General features: G+C 45.4%; 38 protein-coding genes and 1 riboswitch. All 38 genes read left to right on the forward strand.

Annotation, left to right across the window (positions count from 1 at the left end; translation table 11 throughout):
* Positions 1–126 precede the first annotated feature (126 nt).
* The 38 genes from fusA (at position 127) to rpsI (ending at position 22,910) form a co-directional block, all read left to right on the forward strand.
* Entirely contained in the window at positions 127–2,205 is a 2,079-nt protein-coding gene (fusA, locus tag AB1K89_RS10240; RefSeq protein ID WP_413054665.1) for an elongation factor G, read from the forward strand.
* A gap of 125 nt (positions 2,206–2,330) precedes the next feature.
* Complete coding sequence (tuf, locus tag AB1K89_RS10245; protein WP_413054666.1) at positions 2,331–3,518, forward strand: elongation factor Tu; 1,188 nt, start codon at positions 2,331–2,333, stop codon at positions 3,516–3,518.
* A 466-nt stretch (positions 3,519–3,984) separates the two neighbouring features.
* Entirely contained in the window at positions 3,985–4,293 is a 309-nt protein-coding gene (gene rpsJ, locus AB1K89_RS10250; protein ID WP_042478628.1) for a 30S ribosomal protein S10, read from the forward strand.
* Positions 4,294–4,332: 39 nt separating this feature from the next.
* Positions 4,333–4,962 carry a 50S ribosomal protein L3 gene (rplC, locus tag AB1K89_RS10255; protein ID WP_413054667.1) on the forward strand — a complete coding sequence of 210 codons (630 nt, stop codon included), beginning with the start codon at positions 4,333–4,335 and terminating at the stop codon, positions 4,960–4,962.
* A 25-nt stretch (positions 4,963–4,987) separates the two neighbouring features.
* Positions 4,988–5,611 (forward strand): 50S ribosomal protein L4, encoded by a 624-nt coding sequence (gene rplD / locus AB1K89_RS10260; RefSeq protein ID WP_413054668.1) that lies wholly within the window; start codon positions 4,988–4,990, stop codon positions 5,609–5,611.
* Entirely contained in the window at positions 5,611–5,895 is a 285-nt protein-coding gene (rplW, locus tag AB1K89_RS10265; protein ID WP_252504713.1) for a 50S ribosomal protein L23, read from the forward strand. The genes rplD and rplW overlap by 1 nt, the downstream gene beginning before the upstream one ends.
* 33 nt (positions 5,896–5,928) lie before the next feature.
* Positions 5,929–6,759: a 50S ribosomal protein L2 gene (gene rplB, locus AB1K89_RS10270; protein WP_413054669.1), complete on the forward strand. Its 831-nt coding sequence runs from the start codon at positions 5,929–5,931 to the stop codon at positions 6,757–6,759.
* A 63-nt stretch (positions 6,760–6,822) separates the two neighbouring features.
* Positions 6,823–7,101 carry a 30S ribosomal protein S19 gene (rpsS, locus tag AB1K89_RS10275; RefSeq protein WP_060203421.1) on the forward strand — a complete coding sequence of 93 codons (279 nt, stop codon included), beginning with the start codon at positions 6,823–6,825 and terminating at the stop codon, positions 7,099–7,101.
* Positions 7,102–7,120: 19 nt separating this feature from the next.
* Complete coding sequence (gene rplV, locus AB1K89_RS10280) at positions 7,121–7,465, forward strand: 50S ribosomal protein L22 (protein ID WP_252504711.1); 345 nt, start codon at positions 7,121–7,123, stop codon at positions 7,463–7,465.
* A gap of 3 nt (positions 7,466–7,468) precedes the next feature.
* Positions 7,469–8,125 (forward strand): 30S ribosomal protein S3, encoded by a 657-nt coding sequence (rpsC, locus tag AB1K89_RS10285; RefSeq protein ID WP_252504710.1) that lies wholly within the window; start codon positions 7,469–7,471, stop codon positions 8,123–8,125.
* A 2-nt stretch (positions 8,126–8,127) separates the two neighbouring features.
* Positions 8,128–8,562: a 50S ribosomal protein L16 gene (gene rplP / locus AB1K89_RS10290; RefSeq protein WP_060203427.1), complete on the forward strand. Its 435-nt coding sequence runs from the start codon at positions 8,128–8,130 to the stop codon at positions 8,560–8,562.
* The gene (gene rpmC, locus AB1K89_RS10295; RefSeq protein ID WP_009499049.1) at positions 8,552–8,752 is read left to right on the forward strand and encodes a 50S ribosomal protein L29; all 201 of its coding nucleotides are present in this window, start codon (positions 8,552–8,554) and stop codon (positions 8,750–8,752) included. Before rplP ends, rpmC begins: the two co-directional genes overlap by 11 nt.
* A 17-nt stretch (positions 8,753–8,769) precedes the next feature.
* Entirely contained in the window at positions 8,770–9,033 is a 264-nt protein-coding gene (rpsQ, locus tag AB1K89_RS10300) for a 30S ribosomal protein S17 (RefSeq protein ID WP_060203429.1), read from the forward strand.
* Positions 9,034–9,072: 39 nt separating this feature from the next.
* Positions 9,073–9,441 (forward strand): 50S ribosomal protein L14, encoded by a 369-nt coding sequence (gene rplN, locus AB1K89_RS10305; protein WP_251695511.1) that lies wholly within the window; start codon positions 9,073–9,075, stop codon positions 9,439–9,441.
* A 35-nt stretch (positions 9,442–9,476) separates the two neighbouring features.
* Positions 9,477–9,788 carry a 50S ribosomal protein L24 gene (gene rplX, locus AB1K89_RS10310; protein WP_413054670.1) on the forward strand — a complete coding sequence of 104 codons (312 nt, stop codon included), beginning with the start codon at positions 9,477–9,479 and terminating at the stop codon, positions 9,786–9,788.
* 26 nt (positions 9,789–9,814) lie between these two features.
* The gene (gene rplE, locus AB1K89_RS10315; RefSeq protein WP_252504708.1) at positions 9,815–10,354 is read left to right on the forward strand and encodes a 50S ribosomal protein L5; all 540 of its coding nucleotides are present in this window, start codon (positions 9,815–9,817) and stop codon (positions 10,352–10,354) included.
* 19 nt (positions 10,355–10,373) lie between these two features.
* On the forward strand, positions 10,374–10,559 hold the full coding sequence (gene rpsN / locus AB1K89_RS10320; RefSeq protein WP_066366377.1) for a 30S ribosomal protein S14: 186 nt from the start codon (positions 10,374–10,376) through the stop codon (positions 10,557–10,559).
* A gap of 29 nt (positions 10,560–10,588) precedes the next feature.
* Complete coding sequence (rpsH, locus tag AB1K89_RS10325; protein WP_060203437.1) at positions 10,589–10,987, forward strand: 30S ribosomal protein S8; 399 nt, start codon at positions 10,589–10,591, stop codon at positions 10,985–10,987.
* A 30-nt stretch (positions 10,988–11,017) separates the two neighbouring features.
* A complete protein-coding gene (gene rplF / locus AB1K89_RS10330; RefSeq protein ID WP_252504707.1) occupies positions 11,018–11,557 on the forward strand; it encodes a 50S ribosomal protein L6 in 540 nt (179 codons plus the stop codon).
* A gap of 34 nt (positions 11,558–11,591) precedes the next feature.
* Complete coding sequence (gene rplR, locus AB1K89_RS10335) at positions 11,592–11,954, forward strand: 50S ribosomal protein L18 (protein ID WP_252504706.1); 363 nt, start codon at positions 11,592–11,594, stop codon at positions 11,952–11,954.
* A 22-nt stretch (positions 11,955–11,976) separates the two neighbouring features.
* Positions 11,977–12,477 (forward strand): 30S ribosomal protein S5, encoded by a 501-nt coding sequence (rpsE, locus tag AB1K89_RS10340; protein WP_060203444.1) that lies wholly within the window; start codon positions 11,977–11,979, stop codon positions 12,475–12,477.
* Between the two features lie 13 nt (positions 12,478–12,490).
* A complete protein-coding gene (gene rpmD, locus AB1K89_RS10345) occupies positions 12,491–12,673 on the forward strand; it encodes a 50S ribosomal protein L30 (RefSeq protein ID WP_252504705.1) in 183 nt (60 codons plus the stop codon).
* A gap of 33 nt (positions 12,674–12,706) precedes the next feature.
* Positions 12,707–13,147 (forward strand): 50S ribosomal protein L15, encoded by a 441-nt coding sequence (gene rplO / locus AB1K89_RS10350; RefSeq protein WP_060203448.1) that lies wholly within the window; start codon positions 12,707–12,709, stop codon positions 13,145–13,147.
* Positions 13,147–14,439: a preprotein translocase subunit SecY gene (secY, locus tag AB1K89_RS10355; protein ID WP_413054671.1), complete on the forward strand. Its 1,293-nt coding sequence runs from the start codon at positions 13,147–13,149 to the stop codon at positions 14,437–14,439. Before rplO ends, secY begins: the two co-directional genes overlap by 1 nt.
* A gap of 62 nt (positions 14,440–14,501) precedes the next feature.
* Positions 14,502–15,155, forward strand: a complete 654-nt coding sequence (locus AB1K89_RS10360; RefSeq protein WP_413054672.1) for an adenylate kinase — start codon at positions 14,502–14,504, stop codon at positions 15,153–15,155.
* Positions 15,152–15,583 carry a hypothetical protein gene (locus AB1K89_RS10365; protein WP_413054673.1) on the forward strand — a complete coding sequence of 144 codons (432 nt, stop codon included), beginning with the start codon at positions 15,152–15,154 and terminating at the stop codon, positions 15,581–15,583. The genes AB1K89_RS10360 and AB1K89_RS10365 overlap by 4 nt, the downstream gene beginning before the upstream one ends.
* Positions 15,583–15,801 carry a translation initiation factor IF-1 gene (gene infA / locus AB1K89_RS10370; protein WP_060203457.1) on the forward strand — a complete coding sequence of 73 codons (219 nt, stop codon included), beginning with the start codon at positions 15,583–15,585 and terminating at the stop codon, positions 15,799–15,801. Before AB1K89_RS10365 ends, infA begins: the two co-directional genes overlap by 1 nt.
* A gap of 40 nt (positions 15,802–15,841) precedes the next feature.
* On the forward strand, positions 15,842–15,955 hold the full coding sequence (gene rpmJ / locus AB1K89_RS10375) for a 50S ribosomal protein L36 (protein ID WP_076758849.1): 114 nt from the start codon (positions 15,842–15,844) through the stop codon (positions 15,953–15,955).
* 24 nt (positions 15,956–15,979) lie between these two features.
* Entirely contained in the window at positions 15,980–16,345 is a 366-nt protein-coding gene (rpsM, locus tag AB1K89_RS10380) for a 30S ribosomal protein S13 (RefSeq protein WP_413054674.1), read from the forward strand.
* A 25-nt stretch (positions 16,346–16,370) separates the two neighbouring features.
* Entirely contained in the window at positions 16,371–16,760 is a 390-nt protein-coding gene (gene rpsK / locus AB1K89_RS10385) for a 30S ribosomal protein S11 (protein WP_009499031.1), read from the forward strand.
* Positions 16,761–16,896: 136 nt separating this feature from the next.
* Positions 16,897–17,841, forward strand: coding sequence for a DNA-directed RNA polymerase subunit alpha (locus AB1K89_RS10390; protein ID WP_252504700.1), 945 nt, complete (start codon positions 16,897–16,899; stop codon positions 17,839–17,841).
* A gap of 28 nt (positions 17,842–17,869) precedes the next feature.
* Positions 17,870–18,250 carry a 50S ribosomal protein L17 gene (gene rplQ, locus AB1K89_RS10395; RefSeq protein WP_252504699.1) on the forward strand — a complete coding sequence of 127 codons (381 nt, stop codon included), beginning with the start codon at positions 17,870–17,872 and terminating at the stop codon, positions 18,248–18,250.
* 401 nt (positions 18,251–18,651) lie between these two features.
* Positions 18,652–19,497: an energy-coupling factor ABC transporter ATP-binding protein gene (locus AB1K89_RS10400; protein WP_413054675.1), complete on the forward strand. Its 846-nt coding sequence runs from the start codon at positions 18,652–18,654 to the stop codon at positions 19,495–19,497.
* Positions 19,473–20,342 carry an energy-coupling factor ABC transporter ATP-binding protein gene (locus tag AB1K89_RS10405; RefSeq protein ID WP_413054676.1) on the forward strand — a complete coding sequence of 290 codons (870 nt, stop codon included), beginning with the start codon at positions 19,473–19,475 and terminating at the stop codon, positions 20,340–20,342. The genes AB1K89_RS10400 and AB1K89_RS10405 overlap by 25 nt, the downstream gene beginning before the upstream one ends.
* Positions 20,342–21,145, forward strand: coding sequence for an energy-coupling factor transporter transmembrane component T family protein (locus tag AB1K89_RS10410; RefSeq protein WP_413054677.1), 804 nt, complete (start codon positions 20,342–20,344; stop codon positions 21,143–21,145). Before AB1K89_RS10405 ends, AB1K89_RS10410 begins: the two co-directional genes overlap by 1 nt.
* A 1-nt stretch (position 21,146) precedes the next feature.
* The gene (gene truA / locus AB1K89_RS10415) at positions 21,147–21,887 is read left to right on the forward strand and encodes a tRNA pseudouridine(38-40) synthase TruA (RefSeq protein WP_413054678.1); all 741 of its coding nucleotides are present in this window, start codon (positions 21,147–21,149) and stop codon (positions 21,885–21,887) included.
* Between the two features lie 173 nt (positions 21,888–22,060).
* The gene (rplM, locus tag AB1K89_RS10420) at positions 22,061–22,498 is read left to right on the forward strand and encodes a 50S ribosomal protein L13 (RefSeq protein WP_252504694.1); all 438 of its coding nucleotides are present in this window, start codon (positions 22,061–22,063) and stop codon (positions 22,496–22,498) included.
* Positions 22,499–22,517: 19 nt separating this feature from the next.
* Positions 22,518–22,910, forward strand: a complete 393-nt coding sequence (rpsI, locus tag AB1K89_RS10425; RefSeq protein WP_413054679.1) for a 30S ribosomal protein S9 — start codon at positions 22,518–22,520, stop codon at positions 22,908–22,910.
* A gap of 218 nt (positions 22,911–23,128) precedes the next feature.
* A riboswitch (purine riboswitch) is annotated at positions 23,129–23,234 on the forward strand.
* The last annotated feature ends 120 nt before the right edge of the window (positions 23,235–23,354 follow it).

Below are 23,354 nucleotides of genomic sequence, written 5' to 3' on the forward strand. Positions count from 1 at the left end.
CGCTGAACAAAGATAATAGCCTCCGGCGGATGTCACGGATCGAGCTTGCTCGAGAAAATCCTGACGTAATCACGCCGAGGCGTCATTGATTGACACCTTAATCCGAAACGGAAGGAGTTATACAAAATGGCTAGAGAGTTCTCCTTAGAGAATACTCGTAACATTGGTATCATGGCTCACATCGACGCCGGTAAGACGACGACAACTGAGCGGATCCTTTTTTACACAGGTAAGATCCATAAGATTGGTGAAACGCATGAAGGTGCTTCCCAAATGGACTGGATGGAGCAGGAGCAAGAACGTGGAATCACGATCACTTCTGCTGCAACAACAGCTGCATGGAAAGGTCACCGTGTAAACATCATCGATACGCCAGGACACGTAGACTTCACTGTTGAAGTTGAACGTTCCCTTCGTGTATTGGATGGTGCTGTAACTGTTCTTGACGCTCAATCAGGCGTTGAACCGCAAACAGAAACAGTTTGGCGCCAAGCGACAAACTACAAAGTTCCACGTCTTGTTTTCGTTAACAAAATGGATAAAACAGGTGCGGACTTCCTTTACTCTGTAGGCACTCTTCACGATCGTCTACAAGCAAATGCGGTTCCTATCCAACTTCCAATTGGTGCCGAAGATCAATTCAGCGGAATCATCGACCTTGTTGAAATGAAGGCGACAATGTACGGTAACGACCTCGGAACGGATACGACAGTAGAAGAAATTCCGGAAGAGTACCGTGAGAAAGCTGAAGAGTACCGTGAGAAATTGATCGAAGCGATCGTAGACTTCGATGAAGACCTCATGGAGAAATACCTCGGCGGCGAAGAGCTAACAGTTGATGAGATCAAAACAGCAATCCGTAAAGCGACACTTGCGGTAGAATTCTATCCAGTCGTCTGCGGTACTGCTTTCAAAAACAAAGGTGTTCAATTAGTCCTCGACGCAGTTGTTGACTACTTGCCATCACCACTTGATATCCCGCCAATGACGGGTATCAACCCGGATACAGAAGAAGAAGAAGAGCGTCATTCCAGCGACGAAGAGCCGTTTTCAGCTCTAGCGTTCAAAGTTATGACAGACCCTTATGTTGGTAAGCTTACATTCTTCCGTGTGTATTCAGGTGTTCTTCAGTCTGGTTCATATGTACAGAACTCTTCAAAAGGTAAGCGTGAGCGTGTAGGACGTATCCTGCAAATGCACGCAAACTCCCGTGAAGAAATTTCTGAAGTCCATTCTGGCGAAATTGCAGCTGCAGTCGGCTTGAAAGACACTGGAACAGGTGACACGCTTTGTGACGACAAAGCACCAATCATCCTAGAATCCATGGAATTCCCAGAGCCGGTTATCTCTGTTGCAATCGAACCGAAAACTAAGGGTGACCAAGACAAGATGGGTACTGCACTTGCGAAATTGCAAGAAGAAGACCCGACTTTCCGTGCGCACACTGACCAAGAAACAGGCGAAGTCATCATCGCTGGTATGGGTGAACTTCACCTTGACATCATCGTTGACCGTCTACGCCGTGAGTTCAAGGTTGACGCGAACGTTGGAGCACCACAAGTATCTTACCGTGAAACATTCCGCACTTCTGCTGAAGTTGAAGGTAAGTTCGTCCGCCAATCCGGTGGTCGTGGTCAATACGGTCACGTTTGGATCGAGTTCTCACCAAACGAAGAAGGAAAAGGTTTCGAATTCCAAAACGCTATCGTCGGTGGTGTTGTTCCTCGTGAATACATCGCATCCGTTGAAGCAGGAGTTCGTGATTCATTGAACAACGGTGTTCTTGCAGGTTATCCGTTGATCGACGTAAAAGCCCGTCTATTCGATGGTTCTTACCATGACGTCGACTCCAACGAGATGGCGTTTAAGATCGCTGCTTCCATGGCACTTAAAAATGCTGCAGCAAAATGTAACCCAGCTCTTCTTGAGCCGATGATGAAAGTTGAAGTCATCATTCCTGAAGAATACATGGGCGACATCATGGGTGATATTACATCACGCCGTGGTCGCGTGGAAGGTATGGACGCTCGCGGTAACGCACAAGTTGTCCGTGCAATGGTTCCACTTGCAGAAATGTTCGGTTACGCAACTTCACTTCGTTCGAATACACAAGGTCGTGGAGTATTCTCCATGTCATTCGATCACTACGAAGACGTTCCGAAATCAGTTGCTGAAGAAATCATCAAGAAAAATAAAGGTGAATAATTAAAATTCATCCTTGTTTCCATCAATGATTACTTGTAAGATATGGATAGTTGGAGGGAATTATTTCTCCAGCATCCATGCTTATAAAAAATAAAACATTCATATTTTTAAGGAGGAATTCCACAATGGGTAAAGAGAAATTCGATCGCTCCAAGGAGCATGCTAACGTTGGAACAATCGGTCACGTTGACCATGGTAAAACAACTTTGACTGCTGCAATCGCAACAGTTCTTTCAAAAAAAATGGGTGGAGAAGCGAAATCTTACGCTGACGTAGATAACGCTCCAGAAGAAAAAGAGCGTGGAATCACGATCAATACTTCACACATCGAGTATGAAACTGACAAGCGTCACTATGCACACGTTGACTGCCCAGGTCACGCTGACTACGTTAAAAACATGATCACTGGTGCAGCTCAAATGGACGGCGGAATCCTAGTTGTATCTGCAGCTGATGGTCCAATGCCACAAACTCGTGAGCATATCCTTCTTTCCCGTCAAGTAGGTGTTCCTTACCTAGTTGTATTCATGAACAAATGTGACATGGTTGACGACGAAGAGCTTCTTGAGCTAGTCGAAATGGAAATCCGTGACCTTCTTTCTGAGTATGAGTTCCCTGGCGACGACATTCCTGTCATCAAAGGATCTGCTCTTAAAGCACTTGAAGGTGAAGCTGAGTGGGAAGAGAAAATCGTTGAGCTTATGAACGCTGTTGACGAGTACATCCCAACACCACCACGTGACACTGACAAGCCATTCATGATGCCAGTTGAGGACGTATTCTCAATCACTGGACGTGGTACAGTTGCTACAGGACGTGTTGAGCGTGGACAAGTTAAAGTCGGTGACGTTGTTGACATCATCGGTTTGACTGAAGAGCCAAAATCAACTACTGTAACAGGTGTTGAAATGTTCCGTAAGCTTCTTGACTATGCAGAAGCTGGCGACAACATCGGTGCACTTCTTCGTGGTGTTTCCCGTGAAGACATCGAGCGTGGTCAAGTACTTGCTAAACCAGGTACAATCACACCACACACTAAATTCAAATCAGAAGTTTACGTTCTATCAAAAGAAGAGGGTGGACGTCACACTCCATTCTTCTCTAACTACCGCCCACAGTTCTACTTCCGTACAACTGACGTAACTGGAATTATCCATCTTCCAGAAGGCGTAGAAATGGTTATGCCTGGCGACAACGTTGAAATGACAGTTGAACTTATCGCTCCAATCGCGATTGAAGAAGGTACTAAATTCTCAATCCGTGAAGGTGGACGTACAGTAGGCGCTGGCGTTGTAGCTAGCATCGAAAAGTAATAAACTTTTAAATCCCGCACTCGTGCGGGATTTTTTCTTTGATAAACTACTTATCTGCTATTGATATGTGGCTGTGCGTCCAAAGCAAGCCGTCAAACATCCAACGAACACGATCTTATGACTAATTCATTACTACAATTTCAATCTCTCATCATTAGCAAATTCACTCCAACCGCCGCTCCATTACAAAAAGCGCTGCGTTTCGCGAAAATGCTCGCTATTTTTCATGGAAAATGGCTCTAAATAGTTGAATTATGAGTAGCATCCTATTATAATAAAAAAGCTGAGAAAAGAATTTCGCCAAAAGGGTTGCGAGATTCTTTTTGATTGTGTATAATGTTGAATGTTGGTCTTTGACTGCGATGAAGCGAGAGGTTGCCGACACACCCGGCCGCTTTGCCATGGCATGTGTGTGGGAAATTTTCGTGGAGAATGTCTAGAAAATAGGCGAGAAGGAGGGAAAGTAATGGCAAAACAGAAGATTCGTATCCGTTTAAAAGCATATGATCACAGAATTCTTGATCAGTCAGCTGAAAAAATCGTAGAAACAGCAAAACGTTCAGGTGCTAGCGTATCAGGTCCGATACCACTTCCAACTGAAAGATCTGTTTATACAATTCTTCGTGCGGTACATAAGTACAAAGATTCGCGCGAGCAGTTCGAAATGCGTACGCATAAACGTCTTATCGATATCGTCAACCCGACACCACAAACTGTCGATGCATTGATGAAACTCGATCTACCATCTGGCGTTGACATTGAAATTAAACTTTAATCTATAAAATAAAACTTATTAAATCAGGAGGTGTGACAAATGACCAAAGGAATCTTAGGGAGAAAAGTCGGCATGACGCAAATTTTTGCTGAAAACGGCGATCTCATTCCAGTAACTGTGATTGAAGCTGCTCCAAACGTTGTTCTTCAAAAGAAGACAAACGAAACTGACGGCTACGAAGCAATCCAGCTTGGATTCGACGACAAACGTGAGAAGCTTGCAAACAAACCTGAAAAAGGACACGTTGCAAAAGCTGAAACGGCACCTAAGCGCTTCATTCGCGAATTCCGCGGAGTAGACGTTTCTGGGTATGAAGTTGGTCAGGAAGTCAAAGTCGATACATTCGCAGAAGGCGATATCGTCGACATTACAGGAGTATCAAAAGGTAAAGGGTTCCAAGGTGTTATTAAACGCCATGGTTACTCACGCGGACCAATGAGTCACGGTTCCCGTTTCCACCGTGCGCCAGGTTCACTAGGTGCGGTTGACGGACAACGTGTATTCAAAGGTAAAAAATTACCGGGACGTACTGGTGGAGACACTATCACGATCCAAAACCTTGAAATCGTACGAGTTGACGCTGAGCGTAACTTGTTGCTAGTAAAAGGTAACGTTCCAGGAGCACGCAAATCACTTATTACAGTGAAAAGCGCAATCAAAGGGAACTAATTCTTAAAGGAAGGAGGAAACAAAAATGCCTAAAGTATCCGTACTAAGTCAGACAGGTTCTTCAGTTGGCGACATCGAATTGAACGAAGCGATCTTCGGTATCGAACCAAATGAAGCTGTCCTATTCGAAGCATTGGTTCAACAACGCGCATCATTGCGCCAAGGTAACCATAAAGTAAAAACTCGCGCGGAAGTTGCTGGCGGTGGCCGTAAACCATGGCGCCAAAAAGGAACTGGACGTGCTCGTCAAGGGTCGATCCGTTCACCACAATGGCGTGGAGGCGGTATCGTATTCGGTCCGACTCAAAGAAGCTACAGCTACAAGCTTCCTAAGAAAGTTCGTCGTTTGGCTCTCCTTTCAGCACTTTCAACAAAAGTGCGCGATGAAGAAATCATCGTATTGGACGCTCTAACATTCGACGCGCCAAAAACAAAAGAATTCACGAAGGTCCTTGCAGATCTTTCAATCGATAAAAAAGCATTGTTCGTAACAGCTGATCTTGATGAAGCGGTGGCATTGTCCGCTCGTAACATCCCTGGAATTAGCGTCGTTACAGCAAACGGCATCAACGTACTTGACCTTGTCGCTCATGACAAGCTTGTCATCACTAAAGATGCAGTCCAAAAAATTGAGGAGGTGCTTGGTTAATGGAAGCACGTGATGTACTAAAACGTCCGGTCATTACCGAGCGTTCTTCAGAACAAATGGAATACAAAAAGTACACTTTCGAAGTTGATACACGCGCTAACAAAACGCATGTAAAACAAGCTATCGAAGAAATCTTCGGAGTGAAAGTGGAAAAAGTCAACGTACAGAACTACAAAGGCAAGTTCAAACGTATGGGCAAACATGCTGGTTACACGAACAAACGCCGTAAAGCGATCGTAACTTTGACTGCTGATTCAAAAGACATCGAACTATTCGAAATCTAATTGACTTCTAAATAAACGAAGGAGGGAACACCAATGGCGATTAAGAAATACAAACCTACCTCCAACGGACGTCGTAACATGACAAGCTCTGACTTCTCTGCAATCACTACAGATAAGCCGGAAAAATCATTGCTTGAACCGGTAAAACGGAAAGGCGGCCGTAACAACCAAGGTAGGACTACTGTTCGTCACCAAGGTGGAGGCCACAAGCGCCAATACCGTGTCATCGACTTCCAACGTCGGAAAGATGGCATTCCAGGACGCGTTGCTACGATCGAATACGATCCAAACCGTTCTGCTAATATCGCTCTAATCAACTATGTTGATGGGGAAAAACGTTACATCCTAGCACCAAAAGGATTGGAAGTAGGAATGACAGTAATGTCAGGTCCAGAAGCGGATATCAAAGTTGGAAACACACTTCCACTTGAAAACATCCCGATGGGTTCTACTATCCACAACATCGAATTGAAACCAGGTAAAGGCGGTCAACTAGTACGTTCTGCAGGTACATCTGCTCAACTTCTAGGACGTGAAGGCAAATATGTCATCATCCGTCTACAATCAGGCGAAGTTCGTATGATCCTATCTACTTGCCGTGCAACAATCGGTCAAGTTGGTAACGAGCAGCATGAATTGATCAACATCGGTAAAGCAGGTCGTTCACGTTGGTTGGGCAAACGTCCAACGGTACGCGGATCTGTCATGAACCCTAACGATCACCCACACGGTGGTGGTGAAGGACGTACACCAATCGGCCGTCCGAGCCCAGTTACACCTTGGGGCAAACCGACTCTTGGTTACAAGACTCGTAAGAAAAACAACAAATCCGACAAACTTATCGTTCGTCGCCGTAAAAAATAATGTGATGACACTGCGGTTCGGCAAGTGGACCGTAGTACAACCATCACGGAGGGAGGTTTTTCCATGGGCCGCAGCTTGAAAAAAGGACCTTTTGCAGATGATCATCTAATGAAAAAGGTCGACGCTCAAAAAGATGCACAAAAGAAACAGGTCATTAAAACTTGGTCTCGCCGTTCCACAATCTTCCCATCCTTCATCGGATTGACGATTGCTGTATATGACGGGCGCAAGCACGTACCTGTATATGTGACTGAAGATATGGTTGGTCACAAACTCGGTGAATTCGTACCTACGCGCACATACAAAGGTCATGGCGCTGACGATAAGAAAACTAGACGTTAATTGAGAGGAGGTTAATCTGATGCAACAAGCAAAAGCTACTGCCCGCACAGTCCGTATTGCTCCTCGCAAAGTCCGTTTGGTCGTTGATCTTATCCGGGGCAAGAAAATCGGTGAAGCTGTCGCGATTCTACGCCTGACGCCGAAAGCGGCATCTCCGGTTGTAGAAAAAGTATTGAAATCAGCAATCGCTAATGCTGAACACAACTATGAAATGGATGTTGAGAACATGATCGTCAGCGAAGTATTCGTTGATGAAGGTCCAACAATGAAACGTTTCCGTCCGCGTGCACAAGGTCGTGCAACTGCGATCAATAAACGTACTAGCCACATTACAGTAGTGGTATCCGAAAAGAAGGAGGGGTAATTCGTGGGTCAAAAAGTACATCCTAATGGTTTACGGGTTGGCATCATTCGTGATTGGGATTCGAAATGGTATGCAGAAAAAGACTATGCGAATCTTCTACATGAAGACTTGAAAATCCGTGAGTACATCGAAAAACGCCTTGTTGACGCAGCAGTTTCCAAAGTGGAAATCGAGCGTGCCGCAAAGCGTGTCAACATTACTATCCACACTGCGAAGCCGGGCATGGTGATCGGTAAAGGCGGTTCTGAAGTCGAAGCACTTCGTAAATCGTTGAACGATATCACTGGCAAGCGTGTACACATCAACATCGTAGAAATCAAACGTGCTGATCTTGACGCGAAATTGGTTGCAGAATCAATTGCACGCCAATTGGAAGGCCGTGTGTCATTCCGTCGTGCTCAAAAACAAGCAATCCAACGCACAATCCGCGCTGGCGCAAAAGGAATCAAAACACAAGTATCCGGACGTCTTGGCGGTGCTGACATCGCTCGTGCGGAACACTACAGTGAAGGTACTGTTCCTCTTCATACATTACGTGCAGACATTGACTATGCACACGCAGAAGCTGACACAACATATGGTAAGCTCGGCGTAAAAGTATGGATCTACCGGGGAGAAGTCCTTCCAGTGAAGAAGAACTCTGAGGAAGGAGGCAACTAATTATGTTAATGCCTAAACGCGTTAAATATCGTCGTGTATTCCGTGGTAAAATGCGCGGAACTACTAAAGGCGGAGCATCGGTACAGTTTGGTGAGTTCGGCCTGCAAGCGACTGAATCAGGTTGGATCACAAACCGTCAAATCGAATCTGCCCGTATCGCTATGACACGTTACATGAAGCGTGGCGGTAAAGTTTGGATCAACATCTTCCCACATAAGCCATATACGAAAAAGCCTCTTGAAGTCCGGATGGGTTCCGGTAAAGGTGCTGTAGAAGGCTGGGTAGCAGTAGTAAAACCAGGTCGTGTAATGTTTGAAATCGCAGGTGTGTCAGAAGAGGTTGCCCGTGAAGCACTTCGTCTCGCATCTCACAAACTGCCCGTGAAGAGCAAGTTTGTAAAACGTGAAGAAATTGGTGGTGAATCTAATGAAAGCTAAAGAAATCCGTGACTTAACAACTGCAGAGATCGAGCAAAAAGTGAAATCACTGAAAGAAGAGCTTTTCAACCTTCGCTTCCAATTAGCGACAGGACAATTAGAAAACACTGCACGCATCCGTGAAGTTCGCAAATCGATTGCGCGCATGAAAACTGTAATACGTCAAAGAGAGATCAGTGCAAATAACTGATGAAGGAGGTTGCAGCCATGACTGAGCGTAACCAGCGCAAAGTATATACAGGCCGTGTTGTATCCGACAAAATGGATAAAACGGTTACCGTAATGGTAGAGACACATAAAAAACACACTTTATATGGTAAACGTGTAAAGTACTCTAAAAAATTCAAGGCCCATGACGAATTGAATGAAGCGAAAATCGGCGATGTAGTTCGCATTATGGAAACACGTCCACTTTCAGCTACAAAGCGTTTCCGCCTCATCGAAGTAGTCGAGAAAGCGGTCATCATCTAATATCGTTCGGAAAGTAAATTCCGAGAGGAGGTAGCCTCAATGATTCAACAAGAAAGCCGTATGAAAGTTGCCGATAACTCAGGTGCACGTGAAGTACTAACAATTAAAGTGTTAGGCGGAACAGGCCGTAAAACTGCTAATATCGGTGACGTAGTTGTTGTAACAGTGAAAAAAGCAACACCAGGTGGCGTTGTCAAGAAAGGCGACGTTGTCAAAGCTGTTATCGTCCGCACGAAAAGCGGAGTACGTCGTAAAGATGGCTCCTACATTACGTTCGACGAAAACGCATGTGTTATCATCCGTGATGACAAGAGCCCACGTGGAACTCGTATTTTCGGACCTGTTGCACGCGAATTGCGCGACAGCAACTTCATGAAAATCATTTCCCTAGCTCCAGAAGTTCTTTAATCACATGACAGTGCCAATCAAGGAGGTGCGATGAAATGCACGTTAAAAAAGGCGATAAAGTTATGGTCATCACCGGGAAAGATAAAGGTAAGACCGGAGTAATCTTAGCTGCTTTCCCTAAGAAGGATCGCGTGCTTGTGGAAGGCGTAAACATTGTTAAGAAACATACAAAGCCGAACCAAGCAAATCCTCAAGGCGGAATCGTCAGCCAAGAGGCAGCTATCCATGTATCCAACGTCATGCCAATCGATCCTAAAACAGGCGAGCCTACTCGCGTAGGATACAAATTCGAAAATGGCGAAAAGATTCGTATTGCTAAAAAATCCGGTGAAGCGCTGGACAAATGAGTAATGGATGAAAGGAGGTCCAACTGATGAGCCGATTAAAAGAAAAATTTTCGAAAGAAATCACACCTGCTCTCATGAGCAAGTTTGAATATAGTTCTGTAATGCAAGTACCAAAAGTGGAGAAAATCGTCATCAACATGGGTGTTGGTGATGCTGTTCAAAACACTAAAGCGCTAGATGCAGCGGTCGAAGATCTAACGATCATTTCTGGTCAGAAGCCAGTTGTAACTAAAGCGAAAAAGTCAATCGCTGGATTCCGTCTTCGTGAAGGAATGCCGATCGGAGCGAAGGTGACACTACGCGGCGAACGCATGTATGAATTCCTGGACAAGCTGATCTCAGTTTCACTTCCACGTGTCCGTGACTTCCGTGGTGTTTCAAAGAAATCATTCGACGGTCGCGGGAACTACACACTCGGTGTGAAAGAACAGCTAATTTTCCCTGAAATTGACTACGATAAAGTATCTAAAGTACGTGGAATGGATATCGTCATCGTTACGACTGCTAACTCCGATGAAGAAGCACGCGAGTTGCTAACGCAGTTCGGCATGCCGTTCCAAAAGTAAACTAGAGGGAGGCGAAAACGTGGCTAAGAAATCAATGATCGTTAAACAGAAACGTACGCCAAAGTTCAAGGTACAAGAATATACACGTTGCGAGCGCTGTGGTCGCCCGCACTCCGTATATCGTAAATTTAAACTTTGCCGTATTTGTTTCCGAGAACTTGCATATAAGGGACAAATTCCTGGCGTTAAAAAAGCTAGTTGGTAATCCCCTAACTTGGGAAGGAGGTTAATGGAATGACAATGAGTGATCCGATCGCAGATATGCTTACACGCATCCGTAACGCGAACATGGTTCGTCACGAGAAGCTTGAGGTACCTGCTTCAAATATGAAAAGAGAAATCGCTGAAATCTTGAAACGTGAAGGTTTCGTCCGCGATGTTGAATATGTGGAAGATAGCAAACAAGGCATTATCCGCATTTTCCTTAAATATGGTCAAAACAACGAGCGTGTTATCACTGGTCTTAAACGTATCTCAAAACCTGGTCTTCGTGTTTACGCAAAAACAAATGAAGTACCTAAAGTTTTGAATGGCCTTGGTATCGCCCTTGTATCCACGTCAAACGGTCTCCTTACTGATAAGGAAGCTCGTGCAAAACAAGTAGGCGGAGAAGTCGTAGCTTACGTTTGGTAATCTGTAACAATTGAATGGAGGTGCAATAGAATGTCCCGAATTGGTAAACGTCCGATCGAGGTTCCTGAAAACGTGACAGTTACTATCGCTGATAACAACGTTGTCACTGTTAAAGGTCCTAAAGGCGAACTTACAAATACATTTAACACTGATATTAAAATCGAGCAAGAAGGCAACGTCATCACTTTGACTCGTCCTTCTGACTCTAAAGAACACCGCTCCATCCACGGAACAACTCGTTCCCTTTTGGACAACATGGTAACTGGTGTATCTAAAGGTTTTGAACGCACACTTGAACTTGTCGGGGTTGGGTACCGTGCTCAACTACAAGGCAAGAAACTAGTATTGAACGTAGGATACTCCCACCCGGTTGAATTCACACCGGAAGAAGGAGTCGAAGTTGAAGTTCCTGCAAATACGAAAATCGTCGTTCGCGGTATCAACAAAGAGCGCGTCGGTGCTTTGGCGTCGAACATTCGTCAAGTACGTCCACCTGAACCGTATAAAGGAAAAGGTATCAAGTACGAAGGCGAACAAATCCGTCGTAAAGAAGGAAAAACAGGTAAATAATGCCGCGTAAAGGCATTCGGAAGGAGTGACCACGATGATCACGAAACAAGATAAGAACGCTGTCCGCAAGAAACGTCATGCACGTGTTCGTACGAAAATCAGCGGATCTCCAGCGCGTCCACGCTTGAATGTTTATCGTTCAAACAAACATATCTATGCACAACTAATCGATGATGTGAATGGCGTTACGATTGCTAGTGCTTCCACTATGGATAAAGGGTTCGAATTGGACTCTAAGGCGAATGCCGAAGCAGCAGCTAAAGTCGGCGAGATGATCGCGAAGAAAGCCGTTGAAAAGGATGTCAAATCGGTTGTTTTCGACCGTGGCGGATACCTATTCCACGGCCGTGTGAAAGCTCTTGCAGACGCAGCACGCGAAAATGGACTGGAATTTTAATTAAGAAGGAGGGACATATTTCATGCGTCGTAATGATCAGAATAGAAGTGAATTCGAAGAACGCGTAGTAACGATCAACCGCGTAGCGAAAGTGGTTAAGGGTGGACGTCGTTTCCGCTTCACAGCACTTGTCGTTGTCGGAGACAAAAACGGTCGCGTCGGTTTCGGAACTGGGAAAGCACAAGAAGTTCCAGATGCAATCCGTAAAGCTATCGAAGATGCGAAAAAGAACTTGATCGAAGTGCCAATGGTTAAAGGAACGACTCCGCACGAAATTATTGGACGTTTCGGTGCAGGCCAAATCCTTATCAAACCGGCAGCACCTGGTACAGGAGTAATCGCCGGAGGACCTGTCCGTGCGGTACTTGAACTTGCAGGAATCACGGATATCCTTTCAAAATCCCTAGGATCTAGCACGCCGATCAACATGGTACGTGCAACAATTGAAGGGTTGAAGAATTTGAAACGCGCTGAAGAGGTTGCTAAATTGCGCGGCAAATCCGTAGAAGAACTGTTAGGTTAAGGGGGGAAACACTATGGCAAACAAACTTGAAATCACCCTTACGAAAAGTGTAATCGGCTCTAAGCCAGCACAACGTAAAACAGTTGAAGCTCTCGGTCTGCGTAAGTTGAATCAGACGGTTGAACATCAAGACAATGTAGCGATTCGTGGCATGATCAACAAGGTTAGCCACTTAGTCACTGTTAAAGAAATTTAATGCACATTTTCGAAATAAGGAGGTGCCGATAAGATGAAATTACACGATATGAAGCCAGCTGAAGGCGCACGTAAAGCACGTAAACGCATTGGTCGTGGAATCGGTTCCGGTACAGGTAAAACTTCCGGTAAAGGTCATAAAGGTCAAAATGCTCGTTCCGGCGGCGGTGTCCGTCTAGGATTCGAGGGTGGTCAAATTCCACTTTTCCAACGACTTCCGAAGCGTGGATTTACGAACATTAATCGTAAAGAATATGCAATCGTGAATTTGGACGTACTGAACCGTTTTGACGAAGGTACCGAAGTTACGCCTGAATTGCTAATTGAAACTGGAATCGTGAGCAATGAAAAATCAGGAATTAAGATTCTTGGAAATGGGACTCTTGAGAAAAAGATTACTGTCAAAGCTCATAAATTCTCTGCTTCTGCTAAAGAAGCGATCGAGAAAGCGGGCGGGCAAGCAGAGGTGATTTAATGTTTCAGACAATCTCCAACTTTATGCGCGTTAGAGATATCAGGTCTAAAATCATTTTCACACTAGTAGTGCTCATCGTATTCAGACTAGGTACGTTTGTCCCGGTCCCGAACGTTGATGCAACAGCTTTGCAACAATCAAACAACCAATTCATTGGATTTCTAAACATATTCGGCGGTGGAGCGTTGTCGCAGTTCTCCATCTTTGCAATGGGAATTATGCCATACATCACCGCTTCCATCATCGTGCAATTATTGCAGATGGATGTAGTTCCGAAATTCACTGAATGGGCAAAGCAAGGGGACGTCGGAAGACGGAAGCTTGCACAATTCACAAGATATTTCACAGTCGTCCTCGCCTTTATTCAAGCGATTGCCATGTCATTCGGCTTCAACCAAATGTTTGGCGGTACGTTGATTGTTGGTGAAGGGGTCTCCACTTATGTGATGATTGCGATTGTCTTGACTGCGGGTACTTCATTCCTGCTTTGGCTAGGTGAGCAGATCACTGCAAAAGGAGTCGGTAATGGTATTTCCATTATCATCTTCGCGGGTATCGTCGCAGCTATTCCAAGTGCAGTGAACCAACTGTATGCAACTCAAATTCAAGATGCGGGAGATGCTTTGTTCATTCGTCTTGCTACGATGGCATTGTTGTTGATCGTTATTATCGCGATCATCGTCGGAGTTGTATATGTACAGGAAGCACTCCGTAAAATTCCGATTCAGTACGCAAAACGTATGACAGGCCGTCAACAGACTACGGCTGGCCAACAAACACACTTACCGTTGAAATTGAATGCTGCAGGGGTTATCCCAGTAATCTTTGCTGTGGCGTTTTTCATCACACCTCAGCAATTGAGTGCATTTTTCGGTGATAATAGTGTAACTAAGTTCATTACACGGACGTTTGACTACAATCAACCGGTCGGAATGATCATATATGTAGCACTGATACTTGCTTTTACATATTTCTACGCATTCATCCAGGTGAATCCGGAAAATATGGCAGATAATCTGAAAAAGCAAGGCGCGTATATCCCGGGCATCCGTCCAGGGCAAAACACGCAAAACTATCTAACGAGCACTTTGTACAGATTGACATTCGTCGGTTCGATTTTCCTTGCCGTCGTAGCGATCATGCCGATTTTCTTCATCAATTTTGCGAACCTTCCACAGTCCGCTCAAATTGGAGGAACGAGCTTGCTCATCGTCGTAGGTGTTGCACTTGAAACGATGAAACAGCTTGAATCACAACTTGTGAAAAGGCATTACAAAGGGTTCATGAAATAATATTCTTAACAGGCGTGACCCTTGGTTAACTCTGTTGCGAATAACGATGGAGGGCAAAACGTATGAACATCGTATTAATGGGTCTGCCCGGTGCCGGAAAAGGTACGCAAGCAGATAAAATTGTCGAAAAGTACGAAATCCCTCATATTTCTACAGGCGATATGTTCCGTGCTGCTATTTCGGAAGGCACGGAACTTGGAGTCAAAGCAAAATCGTTCATGGATCAAGGTGCCCTTGTTCCTGATGAAGTTACAATCGGCATCGTACGTGAACGATTGAGCAAATCCGATTGTGATAACGGATTCCTACTTGATGGTTTTCCACGCACAGTCCCTCAAGCAGAAGCATTAGATGCATTGCTTATGGATATGGGCCGGAAGATTGAGCATGTGCTCAACATCAAAGTGGAGAAAGATGAACTTATCGCAAGATTGACCGGTCGCAGAATTTGCAAAGTATGCGGCACATCCTACCATTTGCAATTCAACCCGCCAAAGGTTGAAGGCAAATGTGATAAGGATGGCGGGGAACTTTATCAGCGAGCGGATGACAATCCGGAAACCGTCACGAACCGTCTGGAAGTAAATATGAATCAAACAGCACCGCTATTGGCGTTCTACGACGACAAAGGCGTGTTGACGAACATAGATGGACAAAAAGACATCAATGATGTCTTCAAAGATCTGGACACTATCTTGCAAGAGAGTGGACAGTGATCCTTTCCGGACGCAATTCATGCACGCCATATTGTGGGCAGCATCGCACTGTTGCACGGAAAGAGCGTATAATTAACGAGCTGCAAAAGCATATGGTGCCCGGTATAGGAACTGGTGATAATCCATTGGCGGCACGGTTTTGGATCGTCTATAATGCAAATGCTCACCGAGGTGGGTATAATGTAGTAGATGTTCGAAACTGTGAAGCAAGGATGGAACACACCAACGGCAATCCTGTCGTTTGTGTCTTTTCCGATGCGATTTTCCACAACAAAAGTCGGGGACTGACTAACGGGAAACGAAGTGTGACAGACGTCTTTCGAACATCACTCATGCAATCCGGACATATGTTGAAGGAAGCTTTGAAGGCGACTGCTGCCGCTCGATGGTTAAGACCTTTATTGGATATAGAAGGGAGACAGGATTGATGGCGAAGGACGACGTAATTGAAGTTGAAGGTACCGTAGTCGAAACGTTGCCGAACGCGATGTTCAAGGTGGAATTGGAAAATGGTCATACGATTCTTGCACATGTTTCAGGCAAGATTCGCATGCACTTTATCCGTATCCTGCCTGGCGACAAAGTGACGATGGAACTCTCACCTTATGATTTGACACGCGGTCGTATCACATACCGTTTCAAATGAAACTTTTGCAACTCCGGAATATTGAAGGAGGTTGGGTAAGATGAAAGTAAGACCATCTGTAAAACCGATCTGCGAAAAATGTAAAGTTATTCGCAGACGCGGCCGAGTAATGGTAATCTGTGAAAATCCAAAACATAAACAAAGACAAGGCTAATACAAAGGGAGGTGCACAATCTATATGGCACGTATTGCTGGAGTAGACGTACCACGCGATAAGCGCGTAGTCATTTCATTGACATACATTTTTGGAATTGGTAAAACATCTGCACAAAAAGTATTGGCGGCTGCAGGCGTTTCTGAGGAAACACGCGTCCGTGATCTTACTGATGCAGAGCTAGATAAAATTCGTGAACAAATCGACAGCTTGAAAGTTGAAGGGGACCTTCGTCGTGAAACTTCCCTTAACATCAAACGTTTGATGGAAATCGGAAGCTTCCGTGGAATCCGTCACCGTCGTGGATTACCTGTTCGTGGACAAAACACGAAAAACAACGCACGTACACGTAAAGGTCCTAAACGGACAGTTGCTAACAAGAAGAAATAATAGGTAAAGGAGGTTTTTCGTAGACATGGCACGTAAACAACAAACTCGTAAACGTCGTGTGAAAAAGAATATTGAAACTGGTATTGCACATATCCGTTCGACGTTCAACAATACAATCGTAACGATCACTGATAGTCATGGGAATGCCCTTTCTTGGTCCAGTGCTGGTGCATTAGGATTCAGAGGTTCCCGTAAATCAACTCCGTTTGCTGCACAAATGGCTGCTGAAACAGCTGCCAAAACTGCTATGGAGCACGGCTTGAAATCTTTGGAAGTTACTGTTAAAGGACCGGGTGCTGGTCGTGAAGCTGCAATCCGTTCACTACAAGCTGCAGGTCTAGAAGTAACTGCAATCAGAGACGTAACTCCGGTTCCACATAACGGATGCCGCCCGCCGAAACGTCGTCGTGTATAATGGTTTGTTCTCCATTTGATTGAAAAGCACAATTTTTGGTAAAACTAAATTGTGTGATTGCATTTTGATTTCTTTTGATAATCGATTTCAATATGGAACGGCCTATATACTAGACGTTTTGAAGGAGGGTAAATGAATGATCGAGATTGAAAAACCGAAGATTGAAACAGTTATGATCAGCGAAGATTCCAAGTTCGGTAAATTTATTATTGAACCATTGGAGCGTGGATACGGAAACACTTTAGGGAATTCCTTGCGCCGCGTGCTTCTTTCCTCATTGCCAGGAGCTGCCGTGACATCTATCCAGATCGACGGAGTTCTTCATGAATTCTCTACAATTGAAGGTGTCGTTGAAGACGTTGCAACAATTATTTTGAATGTGAAGAAACTTGCTCTCAAAATCTATTCAGACGATGAGAAAGTGATTGAAATAGATGTGAAAGGCGAAGGGACGGTCACTGCTGCTGATATTACCCATGACAGTGATGTCGAAGTGCTAAATCCGGATCTTCAAATCGCTACACTAGGCAAGAACGGTCATTTGCGTATGCGGATGTATGCTGTTCGTGGCCGTGGGTATGCACCTTCCGATCAAAACAAACGTGAGGATCTTGCGATTGGTGTTATTCCGATCGACTCTATTTACACTCCAGTTTCACGCGTCAATTTCCAAGTCGAGAATACTCGTGTAGGTCAAAGCACTAACTTTGATAAGTTGACCTTTGACATTTGGACAGATGGCAGCATCGGTCCGAAAGAAGCTGTTTCGCTCGGAGCAAAAATCCTGACGGAGCATTTGAATATTTTCGTCGGAATGACTGACGAAGCACAAACTGCTGAAATTATGGTGGAAAAAGAGGAAGACCAGAAAGAAAAAGTGCTTGAGATGACTATCGAAGAGCTTGATCTATCTGTTCGATCTTATAACTGCCTGAAACGCGCAGGCATCAATACTGTACTCGAACTTGCTAACAAGTCCGAGGAAGAAATGATGAAAGTGCGCAACCTTGGCCGTAAATCACTTGAAGAAGTGAAGGCGAAATTGGACGAGTTGAACCTCGGGTTACGCTCGGAAGATTAATCAACTAGATTGAAGGAGGGAAACTTCTATGGGTTACAGAAAACTTGGACGTACAAGTTCACAACGTAAAGCAATGCTTCGCGACTTGGCGACAGACCTAATCGTGCATGAGCGCATCCAAACAACAGAAGCGCGTGCGAAAGAATTGCGTTCAGTCGTTGAAAAGATGATTACGCTTGGTAAACGCGGTGACTTGCATGCACGTCGTCAAGCGGCACAATTTATTCGTCGTGAGTTGGTGACAACTGAGGACGAAGAAGGCAATGAGAAAGAGATCTTTGCACTTCAAAAATTGTTCGATAACGTTGCACCACGCTACGCAGATCGCCAAGGCGGTTACACTCGTATCATGAAAATGGGACCTCGTCGCGGAGACGGAGCACCTGTTGTAGTTATTGAGCTAGTATAATAATGCTGAGGGTGGCGTTTAGCTGCGACAGGCGCTGGAGGGCTTGAACAAAAGGCGCTTTTTGCCTTTTGGTTCAAGACCGAAGCGACCCGAGCAGCTGCCGCACGAAGCTGGAATGTAACACAACCGAGGGTGTGTCTGGCATACGCACAGCCACGCCCTTTTCTTATTTAAATGATTTATACGACAATATTAAAAGCTGGAGTGTTAAAATCGTCGGTTCAGCCGTTCGGTCTAGCTCTACGCATCTCATCCGCTGATTCGGATTGAGCACCCGGAATCAGAATAGAATGGAGCGCATTTCTTCGGATGAGGTGCGCGCTTTTTTTATTTATATTGAGAAAAAGTTGTAGAATTCAGTAGTTTCATACATAATCGAAAAAATGCCGGAGGTGAAAGATGTGAAGGAAATTTTGTCGTTGGATCACGTGTCCTATTCTTATGAATCGGAGGATGGCGAAACGCGGAGAGCGGTTGACGATGTCAGTTTTACTGTGCGGGATGGTGAGTGGATTGCCATTGTCGGTCATAATGGATCAGGCAAATCGACATTGGCGAAGCTGATGATCGGTCTTTTATTTCCCGAAGAAGGCAAAGTGAAGGTATTTCTGGAGGAACTGAACGTAGACAACCTGTGGGAAATCCGTTCAGACATCGGGATCGTCTTTCAGAATCCGGACAACCAATTCGTCGGCTCGACCGTCCAGGATGATGTTGCGTTCGCTTTGGAGAACAACGGCATTCCTTTCGAGGAGATGGTGCCACGTGTCCACGAATCACTTGCACAAGTGAAAATGGAAGGATTTCTGGATCATGAGCCTCATCATCTATCCGGTGGACAAAAACAGCGTGTGGCAATTGCCGGAGCACTTGCCATGCGCCCGAAGCTGCTCATTTTGGATGAAGCGACATCCATGCTAGATCCGCAAGGCCGTGATGAAGTAATCCAAGTTGTCGATGAACTGAAGCGGACGACCGGACTTACGGTCATTTCCATTACACATGATCTCGAGGAAGTGCTGTTGGCGGATAGGGTCATTGTGATGAATGATGGGAAGTTAATGATGACCGGCAAGCCGGAGGAGATTTTTGCGCATGGAGACAAGTTAGAGGCAATCGGACTGGACTTGCCTTTTGCAGCAAGGTTGTCGCGCTCCCTTCGCCAGGCAGGAATTGCGATACAAGGGGAACATATGACAGAAGAAGAGTTGGTGAATGAATTATGGACATCTCACTTCAACAAGTAGGCTATTCATACGCAAAAGGCACGCCTTTTGAAAAACGGGCCCTCTATGAGGTGAATGCATCAATCAGATCGGGGTCGTATACGGCGGTCATCGGGCATACGGGCTCGGGCAAGTCGACGTTGCTCCTTCATTTGAATGGGCTTCTGAAGCCTACTGAAGGGGTAGTTCGCATCGGAGACGTGAACATCACTTCCGAAACGAAAGCGAAGGAATTGAAAAAGATTCGCAAGCACGTCGGCATCGTATTCCAATTTCCCGAGCATCAGCTCTTTGAGGAAACTGTTGAGAAGGATATCATGTTCGGCCCGCTGAATTTCGGAATTCCCGAAGATGAGGCGAGGCAGCGTGCCCATGAGTTGATCAAGCTGTTGGGATTACCGGAAGACGTCGCTCAGAAGTCTCCATTCGATTTATCCGGAGGGCAGATGCGCCGGGTTGCGATTGCCGGAGTCCTAGCATTCAAGCCGTCTATCCTCATTTTGGATGAACCGACGGCGGGACTCGATCCGCGTGGACGGAAAGAAATCATGGAGCTCTTCAATAAATTGCATAAAGAAGAGAATTTGACGACCATTCTCGTTACGCACAGCATGGAAGACGCAGCGAGATATGCCGATCAAGTCCTCGTCATGCATGAGGGCCGTTCTGTCATGGCAGGAACGCCTGAAGAGGTGTTCGGAGATGCTGAGCAGCTGAAGTCTTTCCGGCTCGGCCTGCCGCGTTCTGTGGCGTTTCAGCATGATGTGGAAAAGCTGTTCGGCAAGACTCTCGGAACTTTGGCATTGACGGAAGAGCAGCTTGCTAGCGCTATTGCTGACGCTCTGAAGGAAGAAGGTGAGCGATAATGCTGGAGAAAATGATCTTTGGCCGTTATGTGCCGGGGGATTCATTCGTCCATCGACTGGATCCGAGATCGAAGCTGCTGTTCGTTTTCCTGTTCATCATAGCGGTCTTTCTAGCTAACAATACGGCAACGTACGCTCTACTATTGGCTTTCACATTGTTTGTCATATTCATTGCGCGGATCCGGCTCTATTTCCTGTTCAACGGACTAAAACCGATCCTCTTCCTCATTATTTTCACATTGCTCATGCACTTCATTTTCACGAAGGAAGGCGCGCTGCTGTTTGACTGGAAGGTCATCAAGATTTACGAAGAAGGGGTCAGGCAAGGAATTTATATATCCATCCGCTTCCTCGTCCTCGTCCTCATGACGACCATATTGACGTTGACGACGTCACCTATATCCATCACTGATGGAATGGAGACACTATTGAATCCGTTGAAGCGTATTAAATTGCCTGTCCACGAGCTTGCTTTGATGATGTCAATCTCACTTCGCTTCATTCCCACGTTGATGGATGAAACCGACAAGATATTGAAAGCGCAGCTTGCCCGTGGTTCCGATTTGACGAGCGGAACGATCAAAGAGCGGATTCGGGCAGTAGTGCCCCTTCTAGTGCCTCTTTTCGTCAGCGCATTCAAGCGGGCAGAGGATCTCGCCATTGCGATGGAAGTGAGAGGGTATCGTGGCGGCGAGGGAAGGACGAGGTACCGTCAATTGCAATGGCATTGGCGTGATACATCTGTGATCATTCTCTTCATCATTTTAGTTGCTGCTCTCATTTGGATGAGAGGAGGGAACTGATATGAGACGAGTCAAGGCCACAGTCGCCTACGACGGTACAGGCTATGCAGGTTACCAGTTCCAACCGAATATGCGGACGGTGCAATCCGTCATCGACAAGGCGCTTGTGAAGCTTCATAAAGACAACTCCATTTACTCGGTCGCGAGTGGGCGAACGGATGCGGGCGTACATGCATGGGGGCAAGTGATCCATTTCGACACGCCATTGCAACTGCCTCTCGATCGTTGGCAAATGGCACTAAATGTTTTATTGCCGAAAGATGTCAGGATCGTCGAAACGGAGTTCGTTGATGACGACTTCCATGCACGTTATTCTGCGACCGGAAAAACGTATATGTTCAAATGGTCGTCGAGTGAAGTGCAAAGCCCTTTTGAACGCAATTATGCCGTTCACTTGGGGAAATGGCGGCCGGATGTCGAAAGGATGCGGGAGGCTGCCAAGTACATCGTCGGCACGCATGATTTTACAAGCTTCTGTTCATCAAAGACCGCCACTGAGAATAAAGTCCGGACAGTGCGGGAATTGACGGTTGAGCAACGAGGCGAAGAGCTGATAATGACGATCGAAGGCGACGGTTTTCTGTACAATATGGTACGGACGATTGCCGGTATGCTTTTCGCGGTAGGTATCGGCTGGAACGAGCCGCAGGACATGAAGGAAATCCTTGAGGCGAAGGACCGAAAAAAAGCAGGGAAAACAGCGCCGGCACACGGTTTGTACTTGATGAATGTCACGTATTAGACTCGAGTCAACTTTTCCAGGCGTTTTCTAATAAAACGCTTGACTTATTCTTGTTTTCAATATAAGATGATAAATGGTATTTCAATAACCCCACAATAAGCCCCGGAAAGTTTATTTGTGTTTAGGGATAGAGAAAACGGAACAGATTTGATAATTTTAGGAGGAAACAATACATGCGTACAACATTCATGGCTAAAGGTCACGAAGTAGAGCGTAAATGGCTCGTTGTCGACGCTGAAGGACAGACGCTTGGTCGTCTAGCTTCTGAAGTTGCAGCAATTTTGCGCGGCAAAAACAAACCTACGTTCACACCACACGTTGACACAGGTGATCACGTAATCATCATCAACGCTGAGAAAATCCAATTGTCTGGGAATAAATTAAAAGATAAAATCTACTATCGCCACTCTGGCTATACTGGTAATCTTAAACAACGTACTGCGCTTGAAATGCGTACAAACTACCCAACTAAAATGTTGGAACTTGCGATTAAAGGGATGCTTCCAAAAGGCCCACTAGGTCGTCAAACTATCAAGAAACTTCATGTCTATGCTGGACCGGAACATCCACATACGGCACAAAAACCAGAAGCATACGAGCTTCGCGGATAATTAAGAGGAGGAAACACTTTTGGCACAAGTACAATATATCGGCACTGGCCGTCGTAAAAGCTCAGTAGCTCGTGTACGTCTCGTACCTGGCGAAGGTAAAATTGTCGTCAACAACCGTGACGTAGAAGACTACGTACCATTCGAAACACTTCGTGAAGTGATCAAGCAACCACTTGTAGCTACTCAAACACTTGGCAGCTATGACATCCATGTAAACGTCCACGGTGGCGGATACACAGGTCAAGCAGGCGCAATTCGCCACGGCGTTGCACGCGCTCTATTGACTGTAGACCCTGACTTCCGCGGTACATTGAAATCTGCAGGATTGCTTACTCGTGACTCCCGCATGAAAGAACGTAAAAAATACGGTCTTAAAGGCGCGCGTCGTGCACCTCAGTTCTCAAAACGTTAATCTACGAATATGTACAGCCCTTTCCCGAGTTTATCGGGAGAGGGTTTTTTGTTTGGGGATTTTGGTATTAAGTAGTATAGGTTTTTGTTTTATAGAATTTTCTTTATACTGAAAGCGCAAACACGAAGAATGAGTTGTCAAAATAAAATAACATTCGTGTTTTTGATTGACTGTGTAAAAGTTTCTATGCTATAAATGTAAAGTGAAAAAACAGCTTCACAAACTGTGCAATAATTTCATTTAAATAATAAATTGAGAATATGGCTCAAGCGTTTCTACCTGGTAACCGTAAACTACCGGACTACATGAAAAACTGACTGGAAACATTATCTTTCCATGGTTTTTCGTGAATTGGTAAACCGGGTAGAATCTATCCGGTTTTTTTGCATTTCATCCAGAAAAGAAATTGCCGGAAGAAGCATATGAATAGCTTCCCGCTAATAA

Source organism: Sporosarcina pasadenensis (assembly GCF_047228845.1).
Classification (GTDB): Bacteria; Bacillota; Bacilli; order Bacillales_A; family Planococcaceae; genus Sporosarcina.

Excerpts from the sequence above, each read along its gene's own strand:
- rpsS (WP_060203421.1), top strand. The coding sequence starts at position 6,823 with ATGGGCCGCAGCTTGAAAAAAGGACCTTTTGCAGATGATCATCTAATG.
- AB1K89_RS10390 (WP_252504700.1), top strand. The coding sequence starts at position 16,897 with ATGATCGAGATTGAAAAACCGAAGATTGAAACAGTTATGATCAGCGAA.
- rpsQ (WP_060203429.1), top strand. The coding sequence starts at position 8,770 with ATGACTGAGCGTAACCAGCGCAAAGTATATACAGGCCGTGTTGTATCC.
- secY (WP_413054671.1), top strand. The coding sequence starts at position 13,147 with ATGTTTCAGACAATCTCCAACTTTATGCGCGTTAGAGATATCAGGTCT.
- rplB (WP_413054669.1), top strand. The coding sequence starts at position 5,929 with ATGGCGATTAAGAAATACAAACCTACCTCCAACGGACGTCGTAACATG.
- rplR (WP_252504706.1), top strand. The coding sequence starts at position 11,592 with ATGATCACGAAACAAGATAAGAACGCTGTCCGCAAGAAACGTCATGCA.
- rplW (WP_252504713.1), top strand. The coding sequence starts at position 5,611 with ATGGAAGCACGTGATGTACTAAAACGTCCGGTCATTACCGAGCGTTCT.
- AB1K89_RS10405 (WP_413054676.1), top strand. The coding sequence starts at position 19,473 with ATGGACATCTCACTTCAACAAGTAGGCTATTCATACGCAAAAGGCACG.
- rplC (WP_413054667.1), top strand. The coding sequence starts at position 4,333 with ATGACCAAAGGAATCTTAGGGAGAAAAGTCGGCATGACGCAAATTTTT.
- rplP (WP_060203427.1), top strand. The coding sequence starts at position 8,128 with ATGTTAATGCCTAAACGCGTTAAATATCGTCGTGTATTCCGTGGTAAA.
- rplO (WP_060203448.1), top strand. The coding sequence starts at position 12,707 with ATGAAATTACACGATATGAAGCCAGCTGAAGGCGCACGTAAAGCACGT.
- infA (WP_060203457.1), top strand. The coding sequence starts at position 15,583 with ATGGCGAAGGACGACGTAATTGAAGTTGAAGGTACCGTAGTCGAAACG.
- fusA (WP_413054665.1), top strand. The coding sequence starts at position 127 with ATGGCTAGAGAGTTCTCCTTAGAGAATACTCGTAACATTGGTATCATG.
- AB1K89_RS10360 (WP_413054672.1), top strand. The coding sequence starts at position 14,502 with ATGAACATCGTATTAATGGGTCTGCCCGGTGCCGGAAAAGGTACGCAA.
- truA (WP_413054678.1), top strand. The coding sequence starts at position 21,147 with ATGAGACGAGTCAAGGCCACAGTCGCCTACGACGGTACAGGCTATGCA.
- rpsJ (WP_042478628.1), top strand. The coding sequence starts at position 3,985 with ATGGCAAAACAGAAGATTCGTATCCGTTTAAAAGCATATGATCACAGA.
- rplQ (WP_252504699.1), top strand. The coding sequence starts at position 17,870 with ATGGGTTACAGAAAACTTGGACGTACAAGTTCACAACGTAAAGCAATG.
- rpmD (WP_252504705.1), top strand. The coding sequence starts at position 12,491 with ATGGCAAACAAACTTGAAATCACCCTTACGAAAAGTGTAATCGGCTCT.
- rplM (WP_252504694.1), top strand. The coding sequence starts at position 22,061 with ATGCGTACAACATTCATGGCTAAAGGTCACGAAGTAGAGCGTAAATGG.
- rpsH (WP_060203437.1), top strand. The coding sequence starts at position 10,589 with ATGACAATGAGTGATCCGATCGCAGATATGCTTACACGCATCCGTAAC.
- rplN (WP_251695511.1), top strand. The coding sequence starts at position 9,073 with ATGATTCAACAAGAAAGCCGTATGAAAGTTGCCGATAACTCAGGTGCA.
- rplX (WP_413054670.1), top strand. The coding sequence starts at position 9,477 with ATGCACGTTAAAAAAGGCGATAAAGTTATGGTCATCACCGGGAAAGAT.
- rpsM (WP_413054674.1), top strand. The coding sequence starts at position 15,980 with ATGGCACGTATTGCTGGAGTAGACGTACCACGCGATAAGCGCGTAGTC.
- AB1K89_RS10410 (WP_413054677.1), top strand. The coding sequence starts at position 20,342 with ATGCTGGAGAAAATGATCTTTGGCCGTTATGTGCCGGGGGATTCATTC.
- tuf (WP_413054666.1), top strand. The coding sequence starts at position 2,331 with ATGGGTAAAGAGAAATTCGATCGCTCCAAGGAGCATGCTAACGTTGGA.
- rpmC (WP_009499049.1), top strand. The coding sequence starts at position 8,552 with ATGAAAGCTAAAGAAATCCGTGACTTAACAACTGCAGAGATCGAGCAA.
- rplV (WP_252504711.1), top strand. The coding sequence starts at position 7,121 with ATGCAACAAGCAAAAGCTACTGCCCGCACAGTCCGTATTGCTCCTCGC.
- rpsE (WP_060203444.1), top strand. The coding sequence starts at position 11,977 with ATGCGTCGTAATGATCAGAATAGAAGTGAATTCGAAGAACGCGTAGTA.
- rplD (WP_413054668.1), top strand. The coding sequence starts at position 4,988 with ATGCCTAAAGTATCCGTACTAAGTCAGACAGGTTCTTCAGTTGGCGAC.
- rplE (WP_252504708.1), top strand. The coding sequence starts at position 9,815 with ATGAGCCGATTAAAAGAAAAATTTTCGAAAGAAATCACACCTGCTCTC.
- rplF (WP_252504707.1), top strand. The coding sequence starts at position 11,018 with ATGTCCCGAATTGGTAAACGTCCGATCGAGGTTCCTGAAAACGTGACA.
- rpsK (WP_009499031.1), top strand. The coding sequence starts at position 16,371 with ATGGCACGTAAACAACAAACTCGTAAACGTCGTGTGAAAAAGAATATT.
- rpmJ (WP_076758849.1), top strand. The coding sequence starts at position 15,842 with ATGAAAGTAAGACCATCTGTAAAACCGATCTGCGAAAAATGTAAAGTT.